This is a genomic window from Massilia pseudoviolaceinigra (assembly GCF_030846505.1).
Lineage (GTDB): Bacteria > Pseudomonadota > Gammaproteobacteria > Burkholderiales > Burkholderiaceae_D > Telluria_A > Telluria_A violaceinigra.
Genome location: NZ_JAVCWL010000009.1, coordinates 106,250 through 127,276, shown reverse-complemented (window position 1 = coordinate 127,276; position 21,027 = coordinate 106,250). Strand labels below are relative to the sequence as shown.

19 protein-coding genes are annotated in these 21,027 nt (G+C 64.1%); 12 read left to right on the top strand and 7 right to left on the bottom strand.

Going from position 1 to position 21,027, the window contains the following annotated elements; translation table 11 throughout:
* Positions 1-170: 170 nt before the first annotated feature.
* From RBA40_RS11025 to RBA40_RS10995, 7 genes are all read right to left on the bottom strand, one after another.
* Positions 171-677, bottom strand: a complete 507-nt coding sequence (locus RBA40_RS11025; RefSeq protein WP_306647926.1) for a GNAT family N-acetyltransferase — start codon at positions 675-677, stop codon at positions 171-173.
* Entirely contained in the window at positions 674-1,543 is an 870-nt protein-coding gene (locus tag RBA40_RS11020; protein ID WP_306647925.1) for a Rossmann-like and DUF2520 domain-containing protein, read from the bottom strand. Before RBA40_RS11020 ends, RBA40_RS11025 begins: the two co-directional genes overlap by 4 nt.
* On the bottom strand, positions 1,544-2,122 hold the full coding sequence (locus RBA40_RS11015) for a DUF924 family protein (protein ID WP_306647924.1): 579 nt from the start codon (positions 2,120-2,122) through the stop codon (positions 1,544-1,546).
* A 37-nt stretch (positions 2,123-2,159) separates the two neighbouring features.
* On the bottom strand, positions 2,160-2,906 hold the full coding sequence (locus RBA40_RS11010; RefSeq protein WP_306647923.1) for an MgtC/SapB family protein: 747 nt from the start codon (positions 2,904-2,906) through the stop codon (positions 2,160-2,162).
* A gap of 21 nt (positions 2,907-2,927) precedes the next feature.
* Positions 2,928-3,194, bottom strand: a complete 267-nt coding sequence (locus tag RBA40_RS11005; protein WP_306625428.1) for a hypothetical protein — start codon at positions 3,192-3,194, stop codon at positions 2,928-2,930.
* Positions 3,194-5,002, bottom strand: a complete 1,809-nt coding sequence (locus RBA40_RS11000; RefSeq protein WP_306647922.1) for an aminopeptidase P family protein — start codon at positions 5,000-5,002, stop codon at positions 3,194-3,196. Before RBA40_RS11000 ends, RBA40_RS11005 begins: the two co-directional genes overlap by 1 nt.
* A gap of 94 nt (positions 5,003-5,096) precedes the next feature.
* Positions 5,097-5,783: a Crp/Fnr family transcriptional regulator gene (locus RBA40_RS10995; RefSeq protein ID WP_374710478.1), complete on the bottom strand. Its 687-nt coding sequence runs from the start codon at positions 5,781-5,783 to the stop codon at positions 5,097-5,099.
* Positions 5,784-5,937: 154 nt separating this feature from the next.
* Between RBA40_RS10995 and RBA40_RS10990 the strand changes: the two genes are divergently transcribed.
* The 12 genes from RBA40_RS10990 (at position 5,938) to RBA40_RS10935 (ending at position 20,988) form a co-directional block, all read left to right on the top strand.
* Positions 5,938-7,896, top strand: coding sequence for an AMP-dependent synthetase/ligase (locus RBA40_RS10990; protein WP_374710479.1), 1,959 nt, complete (start codon positions 5,938-5,940; stop codon positions 7,894-7,896).
* Between the two features lie 19 nt (positions 7,897-7,915).
* The gene (locus tag RBA40_RS10985) at positions 7,916-8,746 is read left to right on the top strand and encodes an ABC transporter ATP-binding protein (protein ID WP_306647920.1); all 831 of its coding nucleotides are present in this window, start codon (positions 7,916-7,918) and stop codon (positions 8,744-8,746) included.
* A complete protein-coding gene (locus tag RBA40_RS10980) occupies positions 8,743-9,639 on the top strand; it encodes a branched-chain amino acid ABC transporter permease (RefSeq protein WP_099873451.1) in 897 nt (298 codons plus the stop codon). Before RBA40_RS10985 ends, RBA40_RS10980 begins: the two co-directional genes overlap by 4 nt.
* A gap of 1 nt (position 9,640) precedes the next feature.
* Complete coding sequence (locus RBA40_RS10975; RefSeq protein ID WP_099873449.1) at positions 9,641-10,699, top strand: branched-chain amino acid ABC transporter permease; 1,059 nt, start codon at positions 9,641-9,643, stop codon at positions 10,697-10,699.
* Positions 10,700-10,741: 42 nt separating this feature from the next.
* Positions 10,742-12,049, top strand: a complete 1,308-nt coding sequence (locus RBA40_RS10970; protein WP_306647919.1) for an ABC transporter substrate-binding protein — start codon at positions 10,742-10,744, stop codon at positions 12,047-12,049.
* Between the two features lie 76 nt (positions 12,050-12,125).
* A complete protein-coding gene (locus RBA40_RS10965; protein WP_306647918.1) occupies positions 12,126-12,947 on the top strand; it encodes an ABC transporter ATP-binding protein in 822 nt (273 codons plus the stop codon).
* Positions 12,948-12,956: 9 nt separating this feature from the next.
* Positions 12,957-13,310, top strand: a complete 354-nt coding sequence (locus RBA40_RS10960; RefSeq protein WP_099873443.1) for an MmcQ/YjbR family DNA-binding protein — start codon at positions 12,957-12,959, stop codon at positions 13,308-13,310.
* The gene (locus RBA40_RS10955; protein ID WP_306647917.1) at positions 13,307-14,584 is read left to right on the top strand and encodes a phenylacetate--CoA ligase family protein; all 1,278 of its coding nucleotides are present in this window, start codon (positions 13,307-13,309) and stop codon (positions 14,582-14,584) included. Before RBA40_RS10960 ends, RBA40_RS10955 begins: the two co-directional genes overlap by 4 nt.
* A gap of 239 nt (positions 14,585-14,823) precedes the next feature.
* Entirely contained in the window at positions 14,824-15,405 is a 582-nt protein-coding gene (locus tag RBA40_RS10950; RefSeq protein ID WP_306647916.1) for a hypoxanthine-guanine phosphoribosyltransferase, read from the top strand.
* Positions 15,406-15,780: 375 nt separating this feature from the next.
* Positions 15,781-17,448 (top strand): glycosyl hydrolase family 18 protein, encoded by a 1,668-nt coding sequence (locus RBA40_RS10945; protein WP_306647915.1) that lies wholly within the window; start codon positions 15,781-15,783, stop codon positions 17,446-17,448.
* Between the two features lie 78 nt (positions 17,449-17,526).
* A complete protein-coding gene (locus tag RBA40_RS10940; RefSeq protein ID WP_306647914.1) occupies positions 17,527-18,552 on the top strand; it encodes a cupin-like domain-containing protein in 1,026 nt (341 codons plus the stop codon).
* A gap of 33 nt (positions 18,553-18,585) precedes the next feature.
* On the top strand, positions 18,586-20,988 hold the full coding sequence (locus tag RBA40_RS10935; protein ID WP_306647913.1) for a glycosyl hydrolase family 18 protein: 2,403 nt from the start codon (positions 18,586-18,588) through the stop codon (positions 20,986-20,988).
* Positions 20,989-21,027 lie beyond the last annotated feature (39 nt).

The following is a 21,027-nucleotide window of genomic DNA, read 5'->3' as shown; positions in this document are numbered from 1 at the left end:
ATGGGAATGCCTGCCGTTTTGGCAATTCTTCCGCAACATCACCGTAACGGTCTAGCTTATTGCGATTTTTTGCGTTTGTCGATGCATGGTTGCATCTTTTCGCATTAATGCATCAGCCGCGTTGCATAAGCGGCGGGCGATCCGGTGCACCGGCCGCCAGCTTGACCCCTTTACCGTGGCGCCGGCCTGAGCCAGCCCATCAAGGCGTCGTCTTCGATCTCCCCGCGCGAGTTCCTGACCCGGCCGCGCAGGCGCCCTTCTTCGATGAAACCGAGCGAGGCATACAGCGCGCGCGCCTTCACATTCGATTCGCGCGCGAACAGCTCGACACGCGTAATGTGCAGCATGCGTTCGCTCACCTCGGCCAGCAGCGCGCCGAACAGGCCGCGACCCACGCCCTTGCCCTGGCACCCGGGCGCCACCGCGATGGTCAGGTCGGTCAGCAGGTGCGCCAACGCGGCAATGCCCACGCGCGAGGCATGAATTTCGCCATGGATCACGCCATCTTCTTCGTAGACGAATTCGATGCCGTCGGCGGCCGCTTTTTGCATGAAGCCGCTCACATAGGCGTCCGTGACCTCGTCCGGGGTGCGCGCAATGCCGTCAGGGATGCGCGCCACCGCCTTGTACAACGCCACCAGCTGCGCATGGTCCTTCGCTTCGGCTTTTCTGATCATGCCTTGTCCTTGCCGTTGCCGGCGGCGTTGTTGCGCGCGTTGTTGTCTTTCTTGCGCCGCGCCAGATCCTGGGTCGGCGCCACCAGCGCCGCATACAGCGCCCCGCTCGGCCCGTCCCACGCGGCCAGCGCCGCCTGCTGGCGCGCCACCGTGTCCATGTCGCCACGCGCAATCGGCCCGCTCAGCGCCGCCGCCGCGCCCAGGCGGAACACATTGGCCATGCTTTCCGAGGCCAGCGGCTGCGCCATAGCGCGCGCCACCGGCTCCGGCACCCCCGCCGCCTGGTAGGCGCGCAGCGCGGCGTCGAGCACCGTCACCAGATAATTCGATGCGAACACCGAGGCAGCGTGGTACACCGTTTTCGCTTGCGCGTCGATGGCTACCGGCTGCGCACCGATCGCCGCCAGCGCCGGCGTGAGCACGGCCAGTGCATCGGCGTCGCCCTCGGTCCCGCAAAAGGTGCCGTCGAAGTGCTGCGCCACCAGCGCCGGATCGGCAAAGCTGCGGATCGGATGCACGCTCGCCACCAGCGCCCCGGCCGCGCTGGCCGCCGCCAGTTCGGCCGAGGACTTGGCGCCGCTGCAGTGAAACACGATGGCGCCCGTGAGCGCCTGCGCGCCAGCCAGCTGCGCGCAGACGGCGCCGATCTGGTCGTCGCCGACAGCCAGCATCCACGCGTCGGCCGGCCGCATGGAGGCCAGGCCGGCCGCCGCGTGCCCGGCGCCCATGAACCCGACGGCATCGAGCGCACGGGCGTGCGAGCGCGTCAGCACGTCTTGCACGGCAAAGCCGCCGCGAGCGCCCAGCAGGCGCCCCAGCACGCGCCCCACATGGCCGGCGCCGATGATGTTGAGCGTGCGCGCCACCTAGAAGCCCGACCCCGGCTGCTTGAGGTAGTCGATTTCTTCAGGTGTGGAGGCGCGCCCCAGGATCGCATTACGGTGCGGGAAGCGGCCGAAACGCGCGATCACGCCGCGATGGCGGTGCGCGTAATCGAGCGCGCCCTCGAACGCCTCGCCGTACTGCGCCAGGCCGGAAAACAGATCGACCGCGCGCTCCTGCATGCGCGCATCCTCGGCGTGCTCGAACGGCATGTAGACGAACCAGCGCTGCAGCGGGGTAAGCGTTTTATCGGCACCGCTGTCGACCAGCCGCATCGCCGCGGCCAGCGCCAGCGCGTCGCCGGAAAACGAGGCAGGCTGGCCGCGCCAGGCGTTGCGCGTGAGCTGGTCGAGCAGCACGATGCGCGCCAGCGTGCCTTGCGGGCCCTCGTCGTCCCACTCGCGCAGGCCGCCGGCGACCGCGTGTTCGAGCAGGGGGCCGAAGCGCTCCGCCACCTCGGAATCGAACGCGTCGCTCTTGCGGAACCAGACCTCGCGCGCCTTGCCGTGTCCCTCGGCGCCAGCGGGCAGGAACCAGAAATCGAGTATGTCTTGTGCCGTCATGGCAGCTCCTTGCGTTCAGTTTGATGTGCAGCCCGGCCTAATTGCGGGCGTGCGAAATTTGAAAACTGTCGATGCCGTTGAACTGCGCCAGTTCCGCCGCCAGGTCGGACAGCGGCGCACCGCTTTTCTTGGACAGCGCCAGCGCCACGAAGCGCCATTCCTGCATGTTGTTATCGCTGCCGATGGTGAGCGAACCGCCGGCAATCGCATAGCCGCGCGCCAGCGCGATGCGGCGCAGCGCATCCTCGCGCGGCACGAAGTCGTGCTTGAAGCGCATCATCACCGCCACCGCGTGGCGCGAGGGCAGCCAGGCCTCGACCTTGGACAGGTAGATCATGATCATCGCTGAAAAAAAGGCCAGCCCCATCGCGGCCAGGTAGAACCCGACGCCGACCAGGATGCCGATCACCGACGAGGTCCAGATCGAGGCGGCCGTGGTCAGGCCGCTGATGTTGAAGCCTTCGCGCATGATGACGCCCGCGCCCAGGAAGCCGATGCCGGTGACGATGCCCTGGATCACGCGGGTGGGGTCGACCGCGGCCAGCAGCGAGGCGCCATGGCCGCCGAACCAGAAGCCGGGATAGCCGCCGACGATGGTCAGCGCGGCCGAGGCCATGCATACCAGGCCATAGGTGCGCATGCCGGCCGCGCGCCCATGGTACGAGCGTTCGTAGCCAACCAGCAGCCCAAGAATGAGCGCGCCCAGCAGATTGAGGAGGATCAGCCCATTGGTGGCGATTTCGGGTTGCGACCAGTAGGCCGACATCAGCTCCGTGAACGACATGCGGTTTCCTTCAAGGTGACGCTAGGGGGCCGGCTTCTTTTTCACCAGCTGCTTTTCGAAGGCGACATCGAGCTTGCTGACGCGCCGCGCTACCTGCGGTCCGAGCTTGTTGACAAAGGCGACGAAGTCGTCGAGATCGAGCGGAGCGCACAGGGGCGGCTCGCCCGGCGCTTCCGACAGGAAGAACAGGCCGTCGCCGGTGCGGGCCATCGAATAGCCGGCGTTCCCGCTGCGTACCTTGAGGCGGTCGACGGCGGCGCTGGCCCGGGTTGATCGTGCGGTCGACATCAGATCTCCTGTGTGCGTTGTTGTAGCCAGGCGGCGGCCGCGCCGCTGACATGCGGCGCCAGGCGCGCGCGCACGGTGGCATGGTAATCGTTGATCCAGGCGATTTCGTCGGCGCGCAGCAGCGGCAGGTGCAGGCAGCGCGTGTCGATCGGGCACAAGGTCAATGTCTCGAAGCGCAGCCAGTCGCCAAATTCGGTGGCATCAAGGGCCACGTTCAGTACCAGGTTTTCGATCCGGATGCCCCAGCGGCCAGGCCGGTAGATGCCCGGTTCGACCGACGTGATCATGCCCTCTTCCATGGCGGTGTGCGGCTCCGGCATGCTGCTTGCCGAAATCGACTGCGGTCCCTCGTGCACGTTCAGGAAGAAGCCGACGCCGTGGCCGGTGCCGTGGCCGTAATCGATGCCGGCGGCCCAGATCGGGGCGCGCGCCAGCGCATCGAGCATCGGCGAACGGGTACCGCGCGGGAAGCGCGCCGACGACAGTGCGATCACGCCCTTGAGCACGAGCGTGAAATCGCTGCGCTGCGCTTCGCTGGTGGCGCCCACCGGCACCACGCGCGTGATGTCGGTGGTGCCGCCCAGGTACTGGCCGCCGGAGTCGATCAGCAGCAGGCCATCGCCTTCGATGACGGCGTGCGCCGCTTCGCTGGCGCGGTAGTGGATGATGGCGCCGTTGGCGTTAAAGCCGGCGATGGTACCGAAACTGGGGCTGACAAAACCGGGCCGGCGCGCCCGCGCGGCCGTAATCTGGCGGTCGATGGCCACTTCGGTGAGCGGCGCGCGCGCCGGGTTGGCCAGTTCGGCTTCCAGCCAGGCGAAAAATTCGCACAGGGCCGCGCCATCGTGCTCCATGGTGGCGCGCACGTGGGCGGCGTCCGCGGCAGACTTTTTCGATTTGGCGAAGGTGCTCGGGTTGACCGCCTCGATCACCTTCACGCCCGGCGCGATGGCGTCGCGCATGCCGGACGTGATGCGGCGCGGGTCGATGAGCAGCGCCGCGCCGGAAGGCAAGGCGGCCAGCGCGCCGGCGGCGTCGGCATAGGGCGCCAGAGTGACGCCGTCAAGCAGCAGGCGCGCGCGCAATGCGGCGTCGACCTTGGCTTCGGCCACGAACAGGGTCGCGCCATCGGGGTTGATCAGCGCGTGCGCCAGGAATACCGGGTTGTAGCTCACGTCGGCGCCGCGCAGGTTGAACAGCCATGCGATGTCGTCGAGGGTGGAAATGAAGTGGCGGTCCGCGCCCAGTCTGGCCATGGCGGCGCGGGTGGCGGCCAGCTTGTCGGCGCGGCTGGTGGAGGCGAACGGCGCGCCGTGCTCGAACACTGGCGGCGGTGGAAGCGCGGGGCGTTCGCTCCAGACTGAGTCCAGCAAGTCGATATCGGTGCGCAGATTGATGCCGCGCGCTGTCAAGGCGTCGGCCAGCAGGCGCGCGGTGGACAGGCCGAGCACGCGCGCGTCGACCGCCACCGTCTGGCCCGGGGCCAGGTTGGCGGCCAGCCAGTCGATGTGCAGCAGGCTGGCGCCGGACGGGATTTTCATCAATTGCACGCTGCTGCCGGCCAGTTCGGTCTCGGCCTGGGTCCAGTAGCGGGCATCGGTCCAGCAGCCGGCAAAGTCGCCCGTGGCGACGAAGGTGCCGACCGAACCGGTAAAACCGGTCAGCCATTCGCGGCCCTGCCAGCGGCCGGGCAGGTATTCGGACAGGTGCGGGTCGGATGAAGGGATGATGCAGGCGTCGACCTGCGCGCGCTGCATGGCGGCGCGCAGCTGCGCGAGGCGCTCATCGCGCGCGGTGGATATGGGCATGGGCAGCGTTGAATCGGGTGATGTCATTGTGTCTTATGATACCTCTATCGCGCCCGGCCGTGGCGACACGCGTGCGCAGGTGGACAAGCGGGCTTCATGCCTGGAAGTGGCGCAGCCCTTCCAGGTCGAGCACCCGGATGCCGCCGTAGTCGAGCCGCACCAGCCCTTCCTTCTCCAGCAGTTGCAAGGCCTGGTTGGCGCGCTGGCGCGAGGCACCCGACAGGTAGCCGATTTCTTCCTGCGAAATCTGCACCAGTTTCTCCAGTCCCGGATACAGATGCGAGTTGAACATCGCGGCCAGGCAGCGCGCCACGCGGGTATCGATGTCGAGCATGCGGTCGTTTTCGACCAGGCCGATGAACTGGCCCAGGCGTTCGTTCAGCTGCATCAGCAAAAAACGCGTGAACGGCAGGCTCACTTCGAGCAGCCACTCGAACGTGTCGCGCGGCATGCGGGCCACGCGCGTGTCGCGCAGCGCCATCACATCGTATTTGCGGGTCTGGTCCTTGAGCAGCGAGCCTTCGCCGAACCAGCCGCCGGTCGGCACGCCGGCGAAGGTCACGTTTTTACCGGATGGCGAGAAATTGTTGATCTTGACCAGGCCGTCGATGATCCCGACCCAGTTGTCCAGCGCCTCACCCTTGCGGCATACGAAGCCGCCCTTGGGCACGAACTGCTCGAAGCAGTCGGCTTCGACCCGGATCATCTCGGCGCTCGTGAGGGTGCGGGCCCATATGGTCGAGCGCAAGTGTTCAATTAATGTCTGTGTCTGGTTTGTCATTGTGCGTCGCAGCATCGAAAGTCGCGAATTAGAGGGCGAATTGTCATCCAAAAGACAACCTGCTCGTCCAACGCGAGCTAATATCATCACACAAAAAGCGCGCCACCCCGCATTTGCCGTCGCGGGAGGGGGGCCGGACAAACAAAAGGGGACGCTGGTGACTACATCCGATGGCTCGCAATTACAGACTTTTCCGCGGCGCCTGCTGGCGCACGGCCAGGCGCGCCCGCAGCGCCCCGCCTTCCGCGAAAAGCACCTGGGCATCTGGCAGACCTGGAGCTGGCTGGAGGTGAACGCCGAGGTGCGCGCCCTGGCCTGCGGCCTGGCGTCGCTGGGTTTTGCGCGCGGGATGAACCTGGCCATCATCGGCGACAACCGCCCGCGCCTGTACTGGGCCATGCTGGCCGCGCAATGCCTGGGCGGGGTGCCGGTGCCGCTGTACCAGGACGCGCCGGCGGCCGACATGGCCTACGTATTGAACGACGCCGACATTAGCTTTGCCATCGTCGAAGACCAGGAGCAGGTCGACAAGCTGCTCGAACTGCAGGCCCTGTGCCCGCAGGTGCGCCACATCGCCTTCGACGACGAACGCGGCATGCGCCACTATAAACAGGCCGGCCTGACCTCTTTCGCGGCGCTGCAGGCACTGGGCCGCGCATGGGACCAGGCCCACCCCGGCGCGTTCGACGCGGCGGTTGCCGCCGGCGGCGGCAGCGATATTGCGATCATCCTGTACACCTCCGGCACCACCGGCAAACCGAAGGGCGTATGCCAGTCGCATGCCGCGCTGATGGCGGCCGGCGTGGGCGGGGTCGGCTTCGACAAGCTGACCGACCGCGAAGACATCCTGTCCTACCTGCCGATGGCGTGGGTGGGCGACTGCCTGTTCTCGCTGGCGCAAGCGATGGTGGCCGGTTTCACGGTCAACTGCCCCGAGTCGGGCGACACCGTGCTGACCGACCTGCGCGAGATCGGCCCTACCTATTATTTCGCGCCGCCGCGCGTGTTCGAGAATATGCTCACCACCGTGATGATCCGGATGGAAGACGCGAGCACCCTCAAGCGCAATATGTTTCATCACTTCATGGACGTGGCCAAACGCTGCGGCGCCGATATCCTGGACGGTAAGCCAGTGCCGGCGTTTGATCGCGCGGCGTATGCGCTCGGCCACCTGCTGGTCTACGGTCCGCTCAAGAATGTGCTTGGGCTCTCGCGCGTGCGCGTGGCCTACACCGCCGGCGCGGCGATCGGGCCGGACCTGTTCCGCTTCTACCGCTCGATCGGCGTCAATCTCAAGCAGCTGTACGGCTCCACCGAAACCTGCGCCTACGTGTGCCTGCAGCCGGACGGGAACATCAAGTTCGACAGCGTCGGCCTGCCCGCGCCCGGCGTGGAGGTGCGCATTGCCGCCAGCGGCGAGGTGCTGGTCAAGTCGGCGGCCACGATGGCGGGCTACTTCAAGCGCGCCGATGCGACCGCCGAAGTGATCGACGCCGACGGCTACTTCCACACGGGCGACGCCGGCATTTTCGACAGCGAAGGCCACCTGAAGATCATCGACCGCGCGGCCGACGTGGGCAAGATGAACTGCGGCGCGATCTTCGCGCCCAACTACATCGAGAACAAGCTCAAGTTTTTCCCGTTTATCAAGGAGGCGGTCGCCTTCGGCAACGCGCGCAAGCAGGTGTGCGCCTTCATCAATATCGACATGGAAGCGGTCGGCAACTGGGCCGAGCGGCGCAACATCGCCTACGCCGGCTACACCGACCTGGCCGCGCACGGCACCACCTACGACCTGATACGCGACTGCGTGGAGAAGGTCAATGCCGACCTGGCCGCCGAAGCGCTGATGGGGGCGACCCAGATCCACCGCTTCCTGATTCTGCACAAGGAGCTCGATCCGGACGACGATGAGCTGACGCGCACGCGCAAGGTGCGGCGCAAATTCATCGCCGACAAATACGCGGTACTGATCGACGCGCTGTACACCGATAAGGCCAGTCAGTTCATCAGCACCCAGGTCAAGTTTGAAGATGGCCGCGTAGGCACGGTGAGCGCCGATTTGCGCATCTGCGGGGCCACCACCTATCCCGCCATGGAGAAGGCTGCGTGAGGAGCGCGTTGCGATGAACATGAATGAACTCAAAGAACCAGCGGACAATGAACCAGGGACGAAGGGATCGACCCGCAAGATCGGCCCGGTCATCCTCGACCTGAACAACATCTCGCTGTCCTTCGGCGGGGTCAAGGCACTGACCGACATCTCCTTCAACGTCCGGCAGCACGAGATCCGCGCGATCATCGGGCCCAATGGCGCGGGAAAAAGTTCGATGCTGAACGTGATCAATGGCGTGTACCGCCCGCAGCAGGGCGATATCGTGCTGCGCGGGGAGCACCGCAAGAACATGGACTGCTACAGCGCGGCCAAGGCGGGCATTGCGCGCACTTTCCAGAACATCGCGCTGTTCAAGGGGATGACGGTCCTGGACAACATCATGACCGGCCGGAACCTGAAGATGAAGTCGAACTTCCTGATGCAGGCCCTGTACTGGGGCCCGGCGCGGCGCGAGGAAATGGCGCACCGCGAAAAGGCGGAAGAGATCATCGATTTCCTGGAGATCCAGGCGATCCGCAAGACGCCGGTGGGGCGCCTGCCGTACGGGCTGCAAAAGCGCGTGGAGCTGGGCCGGGCACTGGCGGCGGAGCCCGATATTTTGCTGCTCGATGAACCGATGGCCGGGATGAACGTGGAAGAGAAGCAGGACATGTGCCGCTTCATCCTGGACGTGAACGACCAGTTCGGAACCACCATCGTGCTGATCGAGCATGACATGGGCGTGGTGATGGATATTTCTGACCGGGTGGTGGTGCTCGATTACGGCAAGAAGATCGGGGATGGAACGCCGGATGAGGTGCGCAGTAATCAGAACGTGATCAACGCGTACCTGGGAGTAGCGCAATGAACTTTTTCTTTGAAGTCCTGATCGGCGGCCTGCTCTCCGGCGTCATGTACGCGCTGGTCGCCATCGGTTTCGTGCTGATCTACAAAGCCTCCGGCGTGTTCAACTTCGCCCAGGGCGCGATGGTGTTTTTCGCCGCTCTCACCTGCGTCGGCATCATCGACAAATTCGGCGTCTCGATCTGGCTCGCGATCCCGCTTACCATTGTGGTGATGATCGCGCTCGGCCTGGCCATCGAACGGATCGTCCTGCGCCCGCTGGTCAACCAGCCCGAAATCACCCTTTTCATGGCCACCATCGGCCTGGCGTTCTTCATCGAAGGCCTGGCCCAGCTGCTGTGGGGCTCGCAGGTGCACAAGCTGGACCTGCCGATCGACGACGTGCCGATTCCCTTCCTGCTCGATAACTACAACATCATCGTCTCCCAGTTCGACGTGACCGCAGCCGGCATCTGCGCGGTGCTGGTCACCGCGCTGGCGCTGCTGTTCTCGAAAACGAAAGTCGGCCGCGCCCTGCGCGCCGTCGCCGACGATCATCAGGCCGCACTTGCCGTCGGCATCCCGCTGCAGCAGATCTGGGCCGTGGTGTGGGCTGTCGCGGGGCTGGTCGCGCTGGTGGCGGGCCTCTTGTGGGGCGCCCGCAACGGCGTGCAGTTCGCGCTGACCTTCATCGCATTGAAGGCGCTGCCGGTGCTGATCCTGGGCGGCTTTACCTCTGTCCCGGGCGCCATCGTCGGTGGCCTGATCATCGGCGCATCCGAAAAACTGGCCGAGGTCTACATCGGCCCGATGGTCGGCGGCGGCATCGAAGGCTGGTTCCCGTACGTGCTGGCCCTGCTGTTCCTGCTGGTGCGGCCGGAAGGCCTGTTCGGCGAAAAAATCATCCGGAGAATCTGATATGTTTTACCGCGAAGCCGGACAATTCAAGACCACCTACGAGTCCGATGGACAGATCTTCCCGATCCGCCAGGACCGCATTGCCCTGGGCGGCCTGCTGCTGCTGGCGCTCGCCATCGTGCCGGTGTTCGCCTCGCCCTACATGCTGTCGGCGATCCTGATTCCGTTCCTGATCTTTTCGCTGGCAGCGCTCGGCCTGAACATCCTCACCGGCTATTGCGGCCAGCTCTCGCTGGGCACCGCCGCCTTCATGGCGGTGGGCGCGTTCGCGTCGTTTAACTTCATCGCGCGCCTGCCCGGCATTCCGATGCTGCTTGCCTTCGTGCTGGGCGGCCTGTGCGCGGCCATGGTGGGCATCGCCTTCGGCCTGCCGTCGCTGCGCATCCGCGGCTTCTACCTGGCCGCGTCGACCCTGGCCACCCAGTTCTTCGTGGTCTGGTGCCTGACCAAGATTCCGTATTTGACCAACTACAGCAGCTCGGGCGTGATCACGGCGCAGAAGATCGTCATCTTCGGCTACCAGTTCGATACGCCGGCCAGCAAGTACGTGCTGGTGCTGGCGATCGTGGCGCTCATGGCGCTGCTGGCCAAGAACATGATCCGCTCGAACGTGGGCCGCTCGTGGATGGCGGTGCGCGACATGGACGTGGCGGCCGAAGTCATCGGCTTTCGCCCGATGCGCACCAAGCTGCTGGCGTTTGCGGTCAGCTCGTTCTACTGCGGCGTGGCCGGCGCGCTGTACGCCTACGCCTATCTGGGCACGGTCGAACCGGAGGCGTACAACCTCGATCTGTCGTTCCGCATCCTGTTCATGATCATCATCGGCGGGGTCGGCTCGGTTCTCGGCTCCTTTTTGGGCGCGGCCTTCATCGTGCTGCTGCCGGTCTTTTTGAACATCCTGGCGCACAGCCTGTCGCTGCCAACCTCGGTGGCGTCGAACCTGGAGCTGATGGTGTTCGGCGCGCTGATTATCTTTTTTCTGATCGTGGAGCCGCATGGCCTTGCGCGCCTGTGGCAAGTAGGTAAAGAAAAACTGCGGCTTTGGCCGTTCCCGCACTAACGCATTCTTCCGGAGACGACAATGAATCACGTAAAACATAAGATGAAGAGCCCTCCATTCAAAAACCTGCTGCTGTGCGCCACCCTGATCGGCGCATTCAACCAGGTGCAGGCGGCCGACCAGTTCATCGCGCTGCCATCCTACCGCGTGGGTCCGTATGCGGCCGGCGGTTCGGGCTTTTACGGCGGTGCGATCGATTACTTCAATCTGGTCAACGCCAACGGCGGCGTCAATGGCGTCAAGATCCAGTGGGAAGAATGCGAGACCGAATACAACCCGTCGCGCGGCATCGAGTGCTACGAACGGCTGAAAACCAAGAACGGCGGCGCCAGCATGGTCGAACCGCTGTCGACCGGGATCGCCTACGGCGTGCTCGATCGCCTGGTGCAGGACAAGATCCCGATGACGACCCTCGGCTACGGCCGCTCGGACGCGGCCAACGGCAAGGTCTTCCCCTACGTGTTCCCGCTCATTACCAGCTACTGGAACCAGGCGGCGGCGATGATCAAGTACCTGGCCGACAAGAACGGCGGCTACGACAAGCTGAAAGGCAAAAAAATCGTCCACCTGTACCACGACTCGGCCTTCGGCAAGGAACCGCTGCCGGTGCTGGAAGCGCAGGCCAGGCAGTACGGCTTCGAGTTGATCAAGATCGCCGTGGCGCCGCCGGGCAGCGAGCAGCAGTCGCAGTGGCTGCAGATTCGCCAGGCCAAGCCGGACCACGTGATCCTGTGGGGTTGGGGCGTGATGAATTCGGTCGCGATCAAGACCGCGCAGCGCAACGGCTTCCCGCGCGAGAAGATGCTTGGCGTGTGGTGGGCCGGTTCCGAAGAAGACACGATCCCGTCGGGCGATGCGGCCAAGGGTTACACCTCGATGACCTTCAACACGCCGGGTAACTATCCGCTGATCGACGAGATCCGCAAGAAGGTCTACGCATCCGGCAAGGGCAACCTGGCCGACCAGGCGCGTATCGGCTCGGTGTACCACATGCGCGGCCTGACCGCCGGCATCCTGTGGGTCGAAGCGATCCGCGTGGCGCAGGACAAATTCGGCAAGGGCAAGATCATGACCGGCGAGCAGATGCGCTGGGGCCTGGAAAACCTGAACGTGGATGAAGCGCGCCAGAAAGCGCTGGGCGCCTTCGGCATGTTCCCGACCGTGAAAACCAGCTGCGACGACCACGAAGGGTCGGGCGCGGTCAAGGTCCAGCAGTGGGACGGCAAGAAGTGGATCGCCATCACGCCGAACTGGGTGGTGGGCGACAAGGCCCTCACGCGCAAGCTGGTCGAGGACTCGTCGAACGCCTATGCGGCCGAGAAGAAGATCACACCGAGCTGCATGAAGTAAGCACATGAAGTAAACGTTCCCTTGCCCCCGCGCCAGAACAGCGGCGTGGGGGATTTTTACATCGCGCGAAGAGCCTATGACCACCATCACTGCCAGCCAGCCTTACCTGTCGGTCAATAACATCGAAGTCATTTACGACCACGTGATCCTGGTGTTGAAAGGCGTGTCGCTGCAGGTCCCGAAAGGCAAGATCGTGGCCCTGCTGGGCGCCAACGGCGCCGGCAAATCGACCACCCTGAAAACCATTTCGACCCTGCTGCGCGGCGAGCGTGGCGACGTGACCAAGGGCGAGGTGCAGTTCAAGGGGGAGCGGGTCGACCATCTGACCCCGAATGAGCTGGTCAAGCGCGGCCTGTCGCAGGTGATGGAAGGGCGCCACTGTTTCGGCCACCTGACCATCGAAGAAAACCTGCTGACCGGCGCGTACACACGCAACATCTCGCGCGCCGAACTGAAAGCGGCGCTGGAGGCGGTGTACCAGTATTTTCCGCGCCTGAAAGAGCGGCGCGGTAGCCAGGCAGGCTACACCTCGGGCGGCGAGCAGCAGATGTGCGCGATCGGGCGCGCGCTGATGGCCAAGCCGTCGATGATCCTGCTCGACGAACCGTCGATGGGCATCGCGCCGCAGATCGTCGAAGAGATCTTCGACATCGTCAAGGACCTGAACCAGAAGGAAGGCGTGTCGTTCCTGCTGGCCGAGCAAAACACCACGGTGGCGCTGCGCTACGCCGACTTCGGCTACATCCTCGAAAACGGGCGTGTGGTAATGGAAGGCGAGGCGAAGGAACTGGCCAGCAATGAAGACGTCAAGGAGTTCTACCTCGGCGTGTCTGGCGCGGAGCGCAAGAGTTTTCGCGACATGAAATTTTACCGCCGCCGCAAACGCTGGCTGGCCTGAGAGATCACGATGGATTTTGAAACCGCAAAAGCGCTGTGCCGCACCTTCCCCGGAGCGACCGAAGACCTGAAGTGGGAAACGCGGGCGGTGTATTCGGTGGGCGAGAAGATGTTTGCGATGTCGGACCACGCCGTGCCGGCCACGGGCATCTGCTTCAAGGTGGACGACGAGCGCTTCCTGGAGCTCACCGACCGCCCCGGCATCATTCCCGCGCCTTATCTGGCACGGGCTAAGTGGGTGTATGTGGAGAACGCAAAGGCGCTCAGCGACGCGGAAGCGGCGGCGCTGCTGCAGCGCGCCTACGAACTGATTTTCGCCAAACTGACCCGCAAGCTGCAACGCCAGATCGGAGAACAAGCATGAAGGTGGACACCGCCAATATCCTCGACACGCTCGACGCATTGGAGACGCGCGACCCGCAGGAGCGCGAGCGCGACCTGATGGCGCGCCTGCCGCAGCTGATCGAGCGCGCCCGCAGCGCGCCGGGCTGGGCGCGCATCCTGGAGGGCGTGGACGGTGCGGCCATCAACAGCCGCGCCGCGCTGGCATCGCTGCCGATCACGCGCAAGGCCGACCTGAAGGCGCTGCAGAAGGCGTCGATGCCGTTCGGCGGGCTGGCGGTAACGCCGGTGGGCGGGCTGTCGCGGGTGTACGTGTCGCCAGGCCCGATCTTCGACCCGGAAGGGCGCGGCCAGGACTGGTGGCGCTTTGCGCGGCCGATGTACGCGGCCGGCGTGCGCGCGGGCGGGCTGCTGCAGAACTGCTTTTCGTATCATTTCACGCCCGCCGCCTTCATGGTGGAAGGCGGCGCGGCACGCATCGGCTGCGCGGTGATTCCGGCCGGCGCCGGCCAGACCGAGATGCAGGTGCAGGCGATTGCCGACCTGCGTCCGGATACGTACGTGGGCACGCCCTCGTTCCTGCGCATCATCATCGAAAAAGCGCGCGAGATGGGGGCCGATATCAGCAGCATGCAGCGCGCGCTGATGGGCGCGGAGGCGCTGCCGGAGTCCTTGCGCACGTGGTTTCGCGACAATGGCGTGCCGCACGTGTTCCAGACGTATGCGTCGGCCGATATCGGCAGCATGGCGTACGAGACGGCCACCGGCGGCGTGCTCAATCCGGGCATGGTGCTCGATGAGGATGTGGTGCTCGAGATCGTGCGGCCAGGGAGCGGCGAGCCGGTGGCGCCTGGTGATATCGGCGAAATCGTGGTGACCTTGTTTAATACGGACTATCCGCTGATCCGCTTTGCGACCGGGGATATGTCGGCGCTGCTGGTGGACGCGGAGCCGTCGCGCTGCGGGCGCACCAACAACCGGATTCGCGGCTGGCTGGGACGGGCCGACCAGACCACCAAGGTGCGCGCGATGTTCGTGCATCCGTCGCAGGTGAACAATATCGTGCGGCGCCACCCGGGGATCTTGAAGGCGCGGATGGTGGTGACCGGCAGGATGGCCAATGATGTGATGACCTTGCACTGCGAGGTGGCCACGGCGCCGGACGCGCAGCAGGCGGCGGCGATTGTGGAGTCGATTCGCGAGGTGACCAAGCTGCGCGGGGAAGTCAGGTTCGAGTCGCCGGGGACCCTGGCTGATGATGGGAAGGTGATTGAGGATTTGCGGGATTACAGCTAAGGGGCTGTGGCGCTCGCCTTCATCCTCGTCGTTCGCGCCGCCGCCACATTCGTCGTTCCCGCGCCAAGGCGGCACTCGGCGGGAAGTCGTTTCTGGCAGTGCCAGGAACGACGAGGTAACGGGGGAACAACGATTAGGGCACGCATACGGGGCCCCTCCTGTGGCACAAATCCAACTAGACTCATTGTGCAGTGCACTTTGCAGGATAATTGCCTGGTGTCCTTTTTGAGCCTATCGCCATGCAAGAATTTCATACCGCCCGTGCCCGCGCCCTTCTCGACAATGCGGAGGAAATCCTCTACGCCGCCGCCGTACAGTGCGCCGTGCGCCAGGTCGCCGACAAGCTCAACAGCCGCTTCGACCAGCCCGACAACGCCGCCTTCCCCCTCGTGCTCGGCGTGATGGGCGGCGCGGTGGTGTTTACCGGCAGCCTGCTCCCGCAACTGCGCTTCCCCCTCGAATTCGACTACATCCACGTCAGCCGCTACGGCGACGACGACCAGGGCGGCAATGTCGTGTGGAAAGTTATCCCGCGACCGAGCGTTGCCGGACGCATCATCATCGTGCTCGACGATATTCTCGACGAGGGCGAAACCCTGGCCCATGTCAAGCAGCGCCTGCTCGACATGGGCGCGGCCGAGGTCGTCATCACCGTGTTCGCCGACAAGGCCCTGAAACGCAGCAAACCCATCAAAGCCGATATCGTCGGCCTCTCCATCCCCGACAAGTTCGTGGTCGGTTTTGGCATGGATGTGTATGGCTACTGGCGCAACTTGCCTGGGCTGTGGGCAATACGTCCGGAAGACCTCAAGCCGCGCTGATCTTCCACAAAACCGTGACGCGCACCAGAAAAGCGCCGCGACCGCTCGCGGCGCCGTTAATACCAATCCAAACGGGTACTAAAGCGGTACTACTAACACCGTGTACAATTTGATATCTCTCTGATATCCCGCCTTTCTCCGCCTCACCATTTAACAATTCGTTTCCCGTATATGCATGCTCGATAAAGGCATACCTTGCTTAGATGAGACATTATTTCGCAAATATAACTGGTATTTCATTTTAGTTAACCGCATAAAACCACTTGACTACCAATTCTCCGAGGCTCACTCTGGCTCACCGTTTTTCCGATTGATCGGCGTAGTTCCGATTGCAACTGATCGTAAAACGGACACCACATCGACCAAGGAGACAACATGGAATACAACACAAAAAGCGGCCTGCTGATCGCCCTCATGGGCGGCATGCTCGCCGCATGCGGCGGTAGCGGCGGCGATAAATCCGATATTCAGGGCAGCATGACCAAAACGGCGGCCGCCGTCGTCGCCTGCGCCGACTGGAATGCCACCACGATCTACACCGCCGGCAATTGCGCGGTCTACCAAGGCAAAGTGTACAAAGCCAAGTGGTGGACGCAAAACAATATCCCGGGCACCGAACAGTGGGGCCCATGGGAACTGACGACCGATACCCCAACGCCGACGCCAACCCCGCCGACCCCGACGCCGACCCCGCCAACGCCAACGCCGCCGACACCAACACCACCGACGCCAACACCCACCCCGGTCGGCGGACGTGAAATTGGTTCCTACTTCGCGCAGTGGGGCGTGTACGGCCGCAGCTACGAAGTGGCCGACATCCATACCACCAAGACACCAGTGAACGGCGTGCCGACCAGCGTGGCCGACCAGCTCACCTTCATCAACTATGCCTTCGGCAACGTGTACGCCAAAAACGGCGGCTACGAGTGCGACATGGTGACCAAGGCCGAAACCGGCAACACCACGCCGCCGCCACCCGACGCCGGCACCGGTGGCGACGCCTATGCCGATTACCAGCGCTCCCCTGCGCGCACCGTCGACGGCAAGGTCATCCCATGGGATGCCAAGCTGACCGGCAACTTCGCCCAGCTCAAACTGCTGAAGCAGGCCCACCCGAATCTGAAAGTATTCATTTCGCTGGGCGGCTGGAGCTGGTCGCGCTACTTCTCGGCCGCTGCCAAGACCGACGCCCTGCGCAAGCAGCTGGCCAGGTCGTGCATCAAGCAATTCATCGCGGGTGACTTGCCGGTGCAGGATGGACGCGGCGGTCCTGGCGCGGCCAAGGGCGTGTTCGACGGCATCGATATCGACTGGGAATACCCGGGCGGTGGCGGCCAGTCGTACAACACGGTCGACACGGTCAACGACAAGCGCAACTTTACCTTGCTGATGGCCGAGTTCCGGGCCCAGCTCGACGCGCAAGGCAAGATCGACGGCAAACGCTATCCACTGACGGCGGCCATCGGCGCCGGCGGCGAGAAGATTGCCCAGACTGAACCTGCGCTGTATAGTCAATACATGGACTGGGTCAACGTGATGACGTACGACTTCCACGGCGGATGGGAAAACACCACCAATTTCCACGCGCCGCTGTACCGCGATCCCGCTGACCCGGCGACCGGCAATCTGATCAAGTACAACACCGACGACGCGATCAAGACGCTGATCGCAGCCGGCATGCCGAAAAACAAAATCCTGCTGGGCGTGCCGTTCTACGGCCGTGGCTGGAAAGGCGTGAGCCCCGGCCCGCGCGGCGACGGTTTGTACCAGGCAGCGACCGGTCCGGCAGCCGGCCAGTACGAAGCCGGCATCGACGACTACAAGGTTCTCGTGAACAAGGCCGGCACCCGCTGGACTCATCCTGTGACCAAGCAGTTGTACCTGCTGACGACCAACAGCGAATGGTGGAGCTATGACGATCCGGCTACCATCGGCGTGAAGATGCAATATGTGCGCGATCAGGGCCTGCGTGGCGCGTTCTCCTGGGAACTCGACGGCGATGCCAACGGTGCCCTGACCAGCGCAGTATGGAAGGGCCGCTAAGCGGCTAAGCGGAGGTGCCGGCTGCCATCACCAAAGGCGGCCGGTATCTCCATGCCCGCAACCTCCTGGAGAAACCTCTTGAAAATTCAATCGAACGTACAGCCGACCATGCAGGTCAACGACGACTGGCGCCGCTGGATCGGCGAAAACCTGATGCTGGGCACCTCGCCCGAGGCGATTGCCTCCATCCTGGTCAAATCGAACGTGTCCCCGGCGCATGCCCGGACCGAAATCGACGCGGCACTGCGCAGCCCGTATCTGCAGGCTGCGCGCAGGCTGGCCAATCGGGTCAACAAGCGCGACTGGGTGCTGGCCATCCAGTCGCAATTGAACCAGCTGTACGACGCGGGGATTGAACGACGAGAGCGGCTCTCCGGCGAGGACTTCGTGCAAGAGTATTACCGCACCAACAGGCCAGTGATCATCACCGGCATGCTGGAGCATTTTCCGGCACGCCAGAAATGGAATCTCGACTATTTTGCGCAGCGCTTCGGCGAACGCGTGGTCGAGGTGCAGTTCGGACGCGAAGCCGATCCGCAATATGAGCTCAACAGCATTGCCCACAAGCGCAAGATGCCTTTCGGCGAGTATGTGGAGATGGTCCGCACCAGCGGGCGCACCAATGACTTCTACATGACCGCCAACAACGACTCGCTCAACCGCGAAGCGTTGAAGGAATTGTTCGACGACGTAGGCACCCTGCCCGAGTACCTGACCGACGATCCTGCGCGGCGCGGCTTCTTCTGGTTCGGCCCGGCTGGCACGGTCACCCCGTTCCACCATGACCTGACCAATAACTTCATGGCCCAGATCATCGGACGCAAGAAGATCAAGCTGATGGCGCCGTGCGATACGCCAAGGGTCTACAACCACCGGCACTGCTTCACCGAGGTGGACGCCCGCAATATCGACCTGGCGCGCTTTCCCGCCATGGCCGAGGTGCAGGTCCTCGAATGCGTGCTGGAACCGGGCGAGATCCTGTTCCTGCCGGTCGGCTGGTGGCACTACGTGGAAGGGCTCGATATTTCGGTGACGCTGTCGGCGACCAATTTCCGATGGCCGAACGACTTCTACAGTAACTATCCCCCCAATCACGATTTCTGAGGGGGAACACAATGAATAACGGAGATAATAAGAATGACTATCAATCGTTTGATGGGCGCCCTTCTCGGCAGCGCCCTGGTAGCCTGCGGAGGCAGCAGCGGTCCTGACGCCGCTCAAGGCCAGGGCGGCGAATCGAAGCGCCAGCTGGCCCAAGTGGTGGTGTGCAGCGCATGGTCCGCCACCCAGGTGTACACGGCTGGCGCCTGCGTCAGCCACCTGGGTAAAACCTACACGGCGAAGTGGTGGACACAGAACAACGTGCCCGGCGCCGAGGAATGGGGACCGTGGGCGCTGTCGACGACACCGACGCCTACCCCGACACCGACGCCGACTCCGACTCCGACGCCGACTCCGACTCCGACTCCGACGCCGACTCCGACTCCGACGCCGACGCCAACGCCAACGCCAACGCCGACGCCGACGCCAACGCCAACGCCGACACCGACACCGACGCCAACCACGGTCGCCTGCCGCCCTGACGGCCTGACCTCCAAGGTCACGAACGTGCCGTACTGCGGCGTGTACGACGCCAATGGCCGCGAAGTGCTCGCGCACGGGCTGAACCGCCGCATCGTCGGCTACTTCACCAGCTGGCGTACGGGCAAGGATGGCACGCCTTCCTACCTCGTCAACAACATCCCGTGGGACAAGATCACCCACGTGAACTACGCCTTCGCCGCGGTCGACCCCGCCACGTCCAAACTGCTGCTCGGCAGCGGGCCGACCAATCCGGACACCGGCCTGACCTGGCCCGACAACCCGGCCGCCGCGATGGACCCGAGCCTGCCGTACAAAGGCCACTTCAACCTGCTGGCGCAATACAAGCGCAAGCATCCCGGCGTGAAGATCATGCTGTCGGTTGGCGGCTGGGCAGGCAGCGGCGGCTTCTACACGGCCACCACCAACGCCGACGGCTCGCTCAACAGCGCCGGCATCGACACTCTGGCCGACTCGATGGTGGCGTTCCTGCGCCAGTACCGCTTCTTCGACGGCATCGACATCGACTACGAGCACCCGACCACCAACAACGAGGCCGGCAACCCGCTCGATTTCGGCATGTCGAAACCACGCCTCGCCGGGCTGATGAAGAGCTACAACGTGCTGCTGGAACGCGTGCGTACCAAGCTCGACACGGCAGCGGTGGCCGACAAGAAGTACTACCTGCTGACCATCGCCGGTTCCGCTTCGGCCTGGGTTCTGCGCGGCGAAGAAAACCTGTCGGGCCTGAAGTATCTCGACTATGCAAGTCTGATGAGCTACGACCTGCATGGCGGCTGGAACCAGTACGTCGGCCCCAACGCGCCGCTGTTTGATGACGGCAACGACGCCGAACTGCGCGCCGGCAACGCCTACCAGCTCGCCAATATCGGCTACCTGAACGTCGACTGGTCCTACCGCTACTACCGCGGCGCGCTGCAGGCCGGGCGCATCAACCTGGGCGTGCCGTACTACACGCGCGGCTGGAAGAACGTGAACGGCGGCACCAACGGCCTGTGGGGCACCACCGCCCTGGTCAGCTCGACCGTGACCTGCGCCGGCGTCAAAACCTGCGGCGAAGGCGCGGTCGGCATCGACAACCTGTGGCACGACCTCGATGTCAACGGCCAGCCGATCCCTGGCGGCGGCAATCCGCTGTGGCACGCGCTGAACCTGGAAAAAGCGATCCTGCCGGACTACCTGGACGCCTACAAGGTGACCGACAAGACCCTGCGCGGCACCTACCAGCCGAACTACAGCGCGACCATGGCGGCGCCATGGCTGTGGAATCCGACCACGAAAGTGTTCCTCTCGACCGAGACGGCGCAATCGATGGATGCCAAGGCGCGCTACATCGTCGACAACAACGTCGGCGGCATCATGATCTGGGAGATGGCGGGTGATTACGCGTGGGATGCCAGCAAGAACGGCGGCAAGGGCCAGTACGTCATGGGCAATACCCTGACCACCAACACCTTCAACACCTTCAAGGCGGCGGGGCCGTACGGCAACAAACGCGCCGAAACCGCCATGCCTGCCAGCAGCGCCAAGGTGAGCATCGAGCTGGGTGGCTGGAAGATGGGCGACAGCAACTTCCCGATCAACCCGGTGATGACGGTGACCAACAAGTCGGCCACCACCATTGCGGGCGGCAGCGTGGTGGAGTTCTCGTATCCGGTGGCGGCGCCGGCCAACATGAGCGACCAGTCGGGGTATGGACTGAAAGTGATTGCGGCGGGATACAACGGGCCGAACAACATCGGCGGCTTCAAGGCGAACTTCAACCGCGCGCAGTTCACGATTCCGGCATGGCAAGCGCTGGCGCCGGGCGCATCGGTGTCGCTGACGCTCAACTACCAGCTGCCGATTTCGGGGCCATCGGCGTACGTGATCACGGTCGGCGGCAAGCGCTATGCGCTGGCGGACGAGTATCCGGAACTGCCGGTCGCGCTGCCGTAAGCATCGTCTGATCCTTCAGGACAAAAGACCCGGGAACGC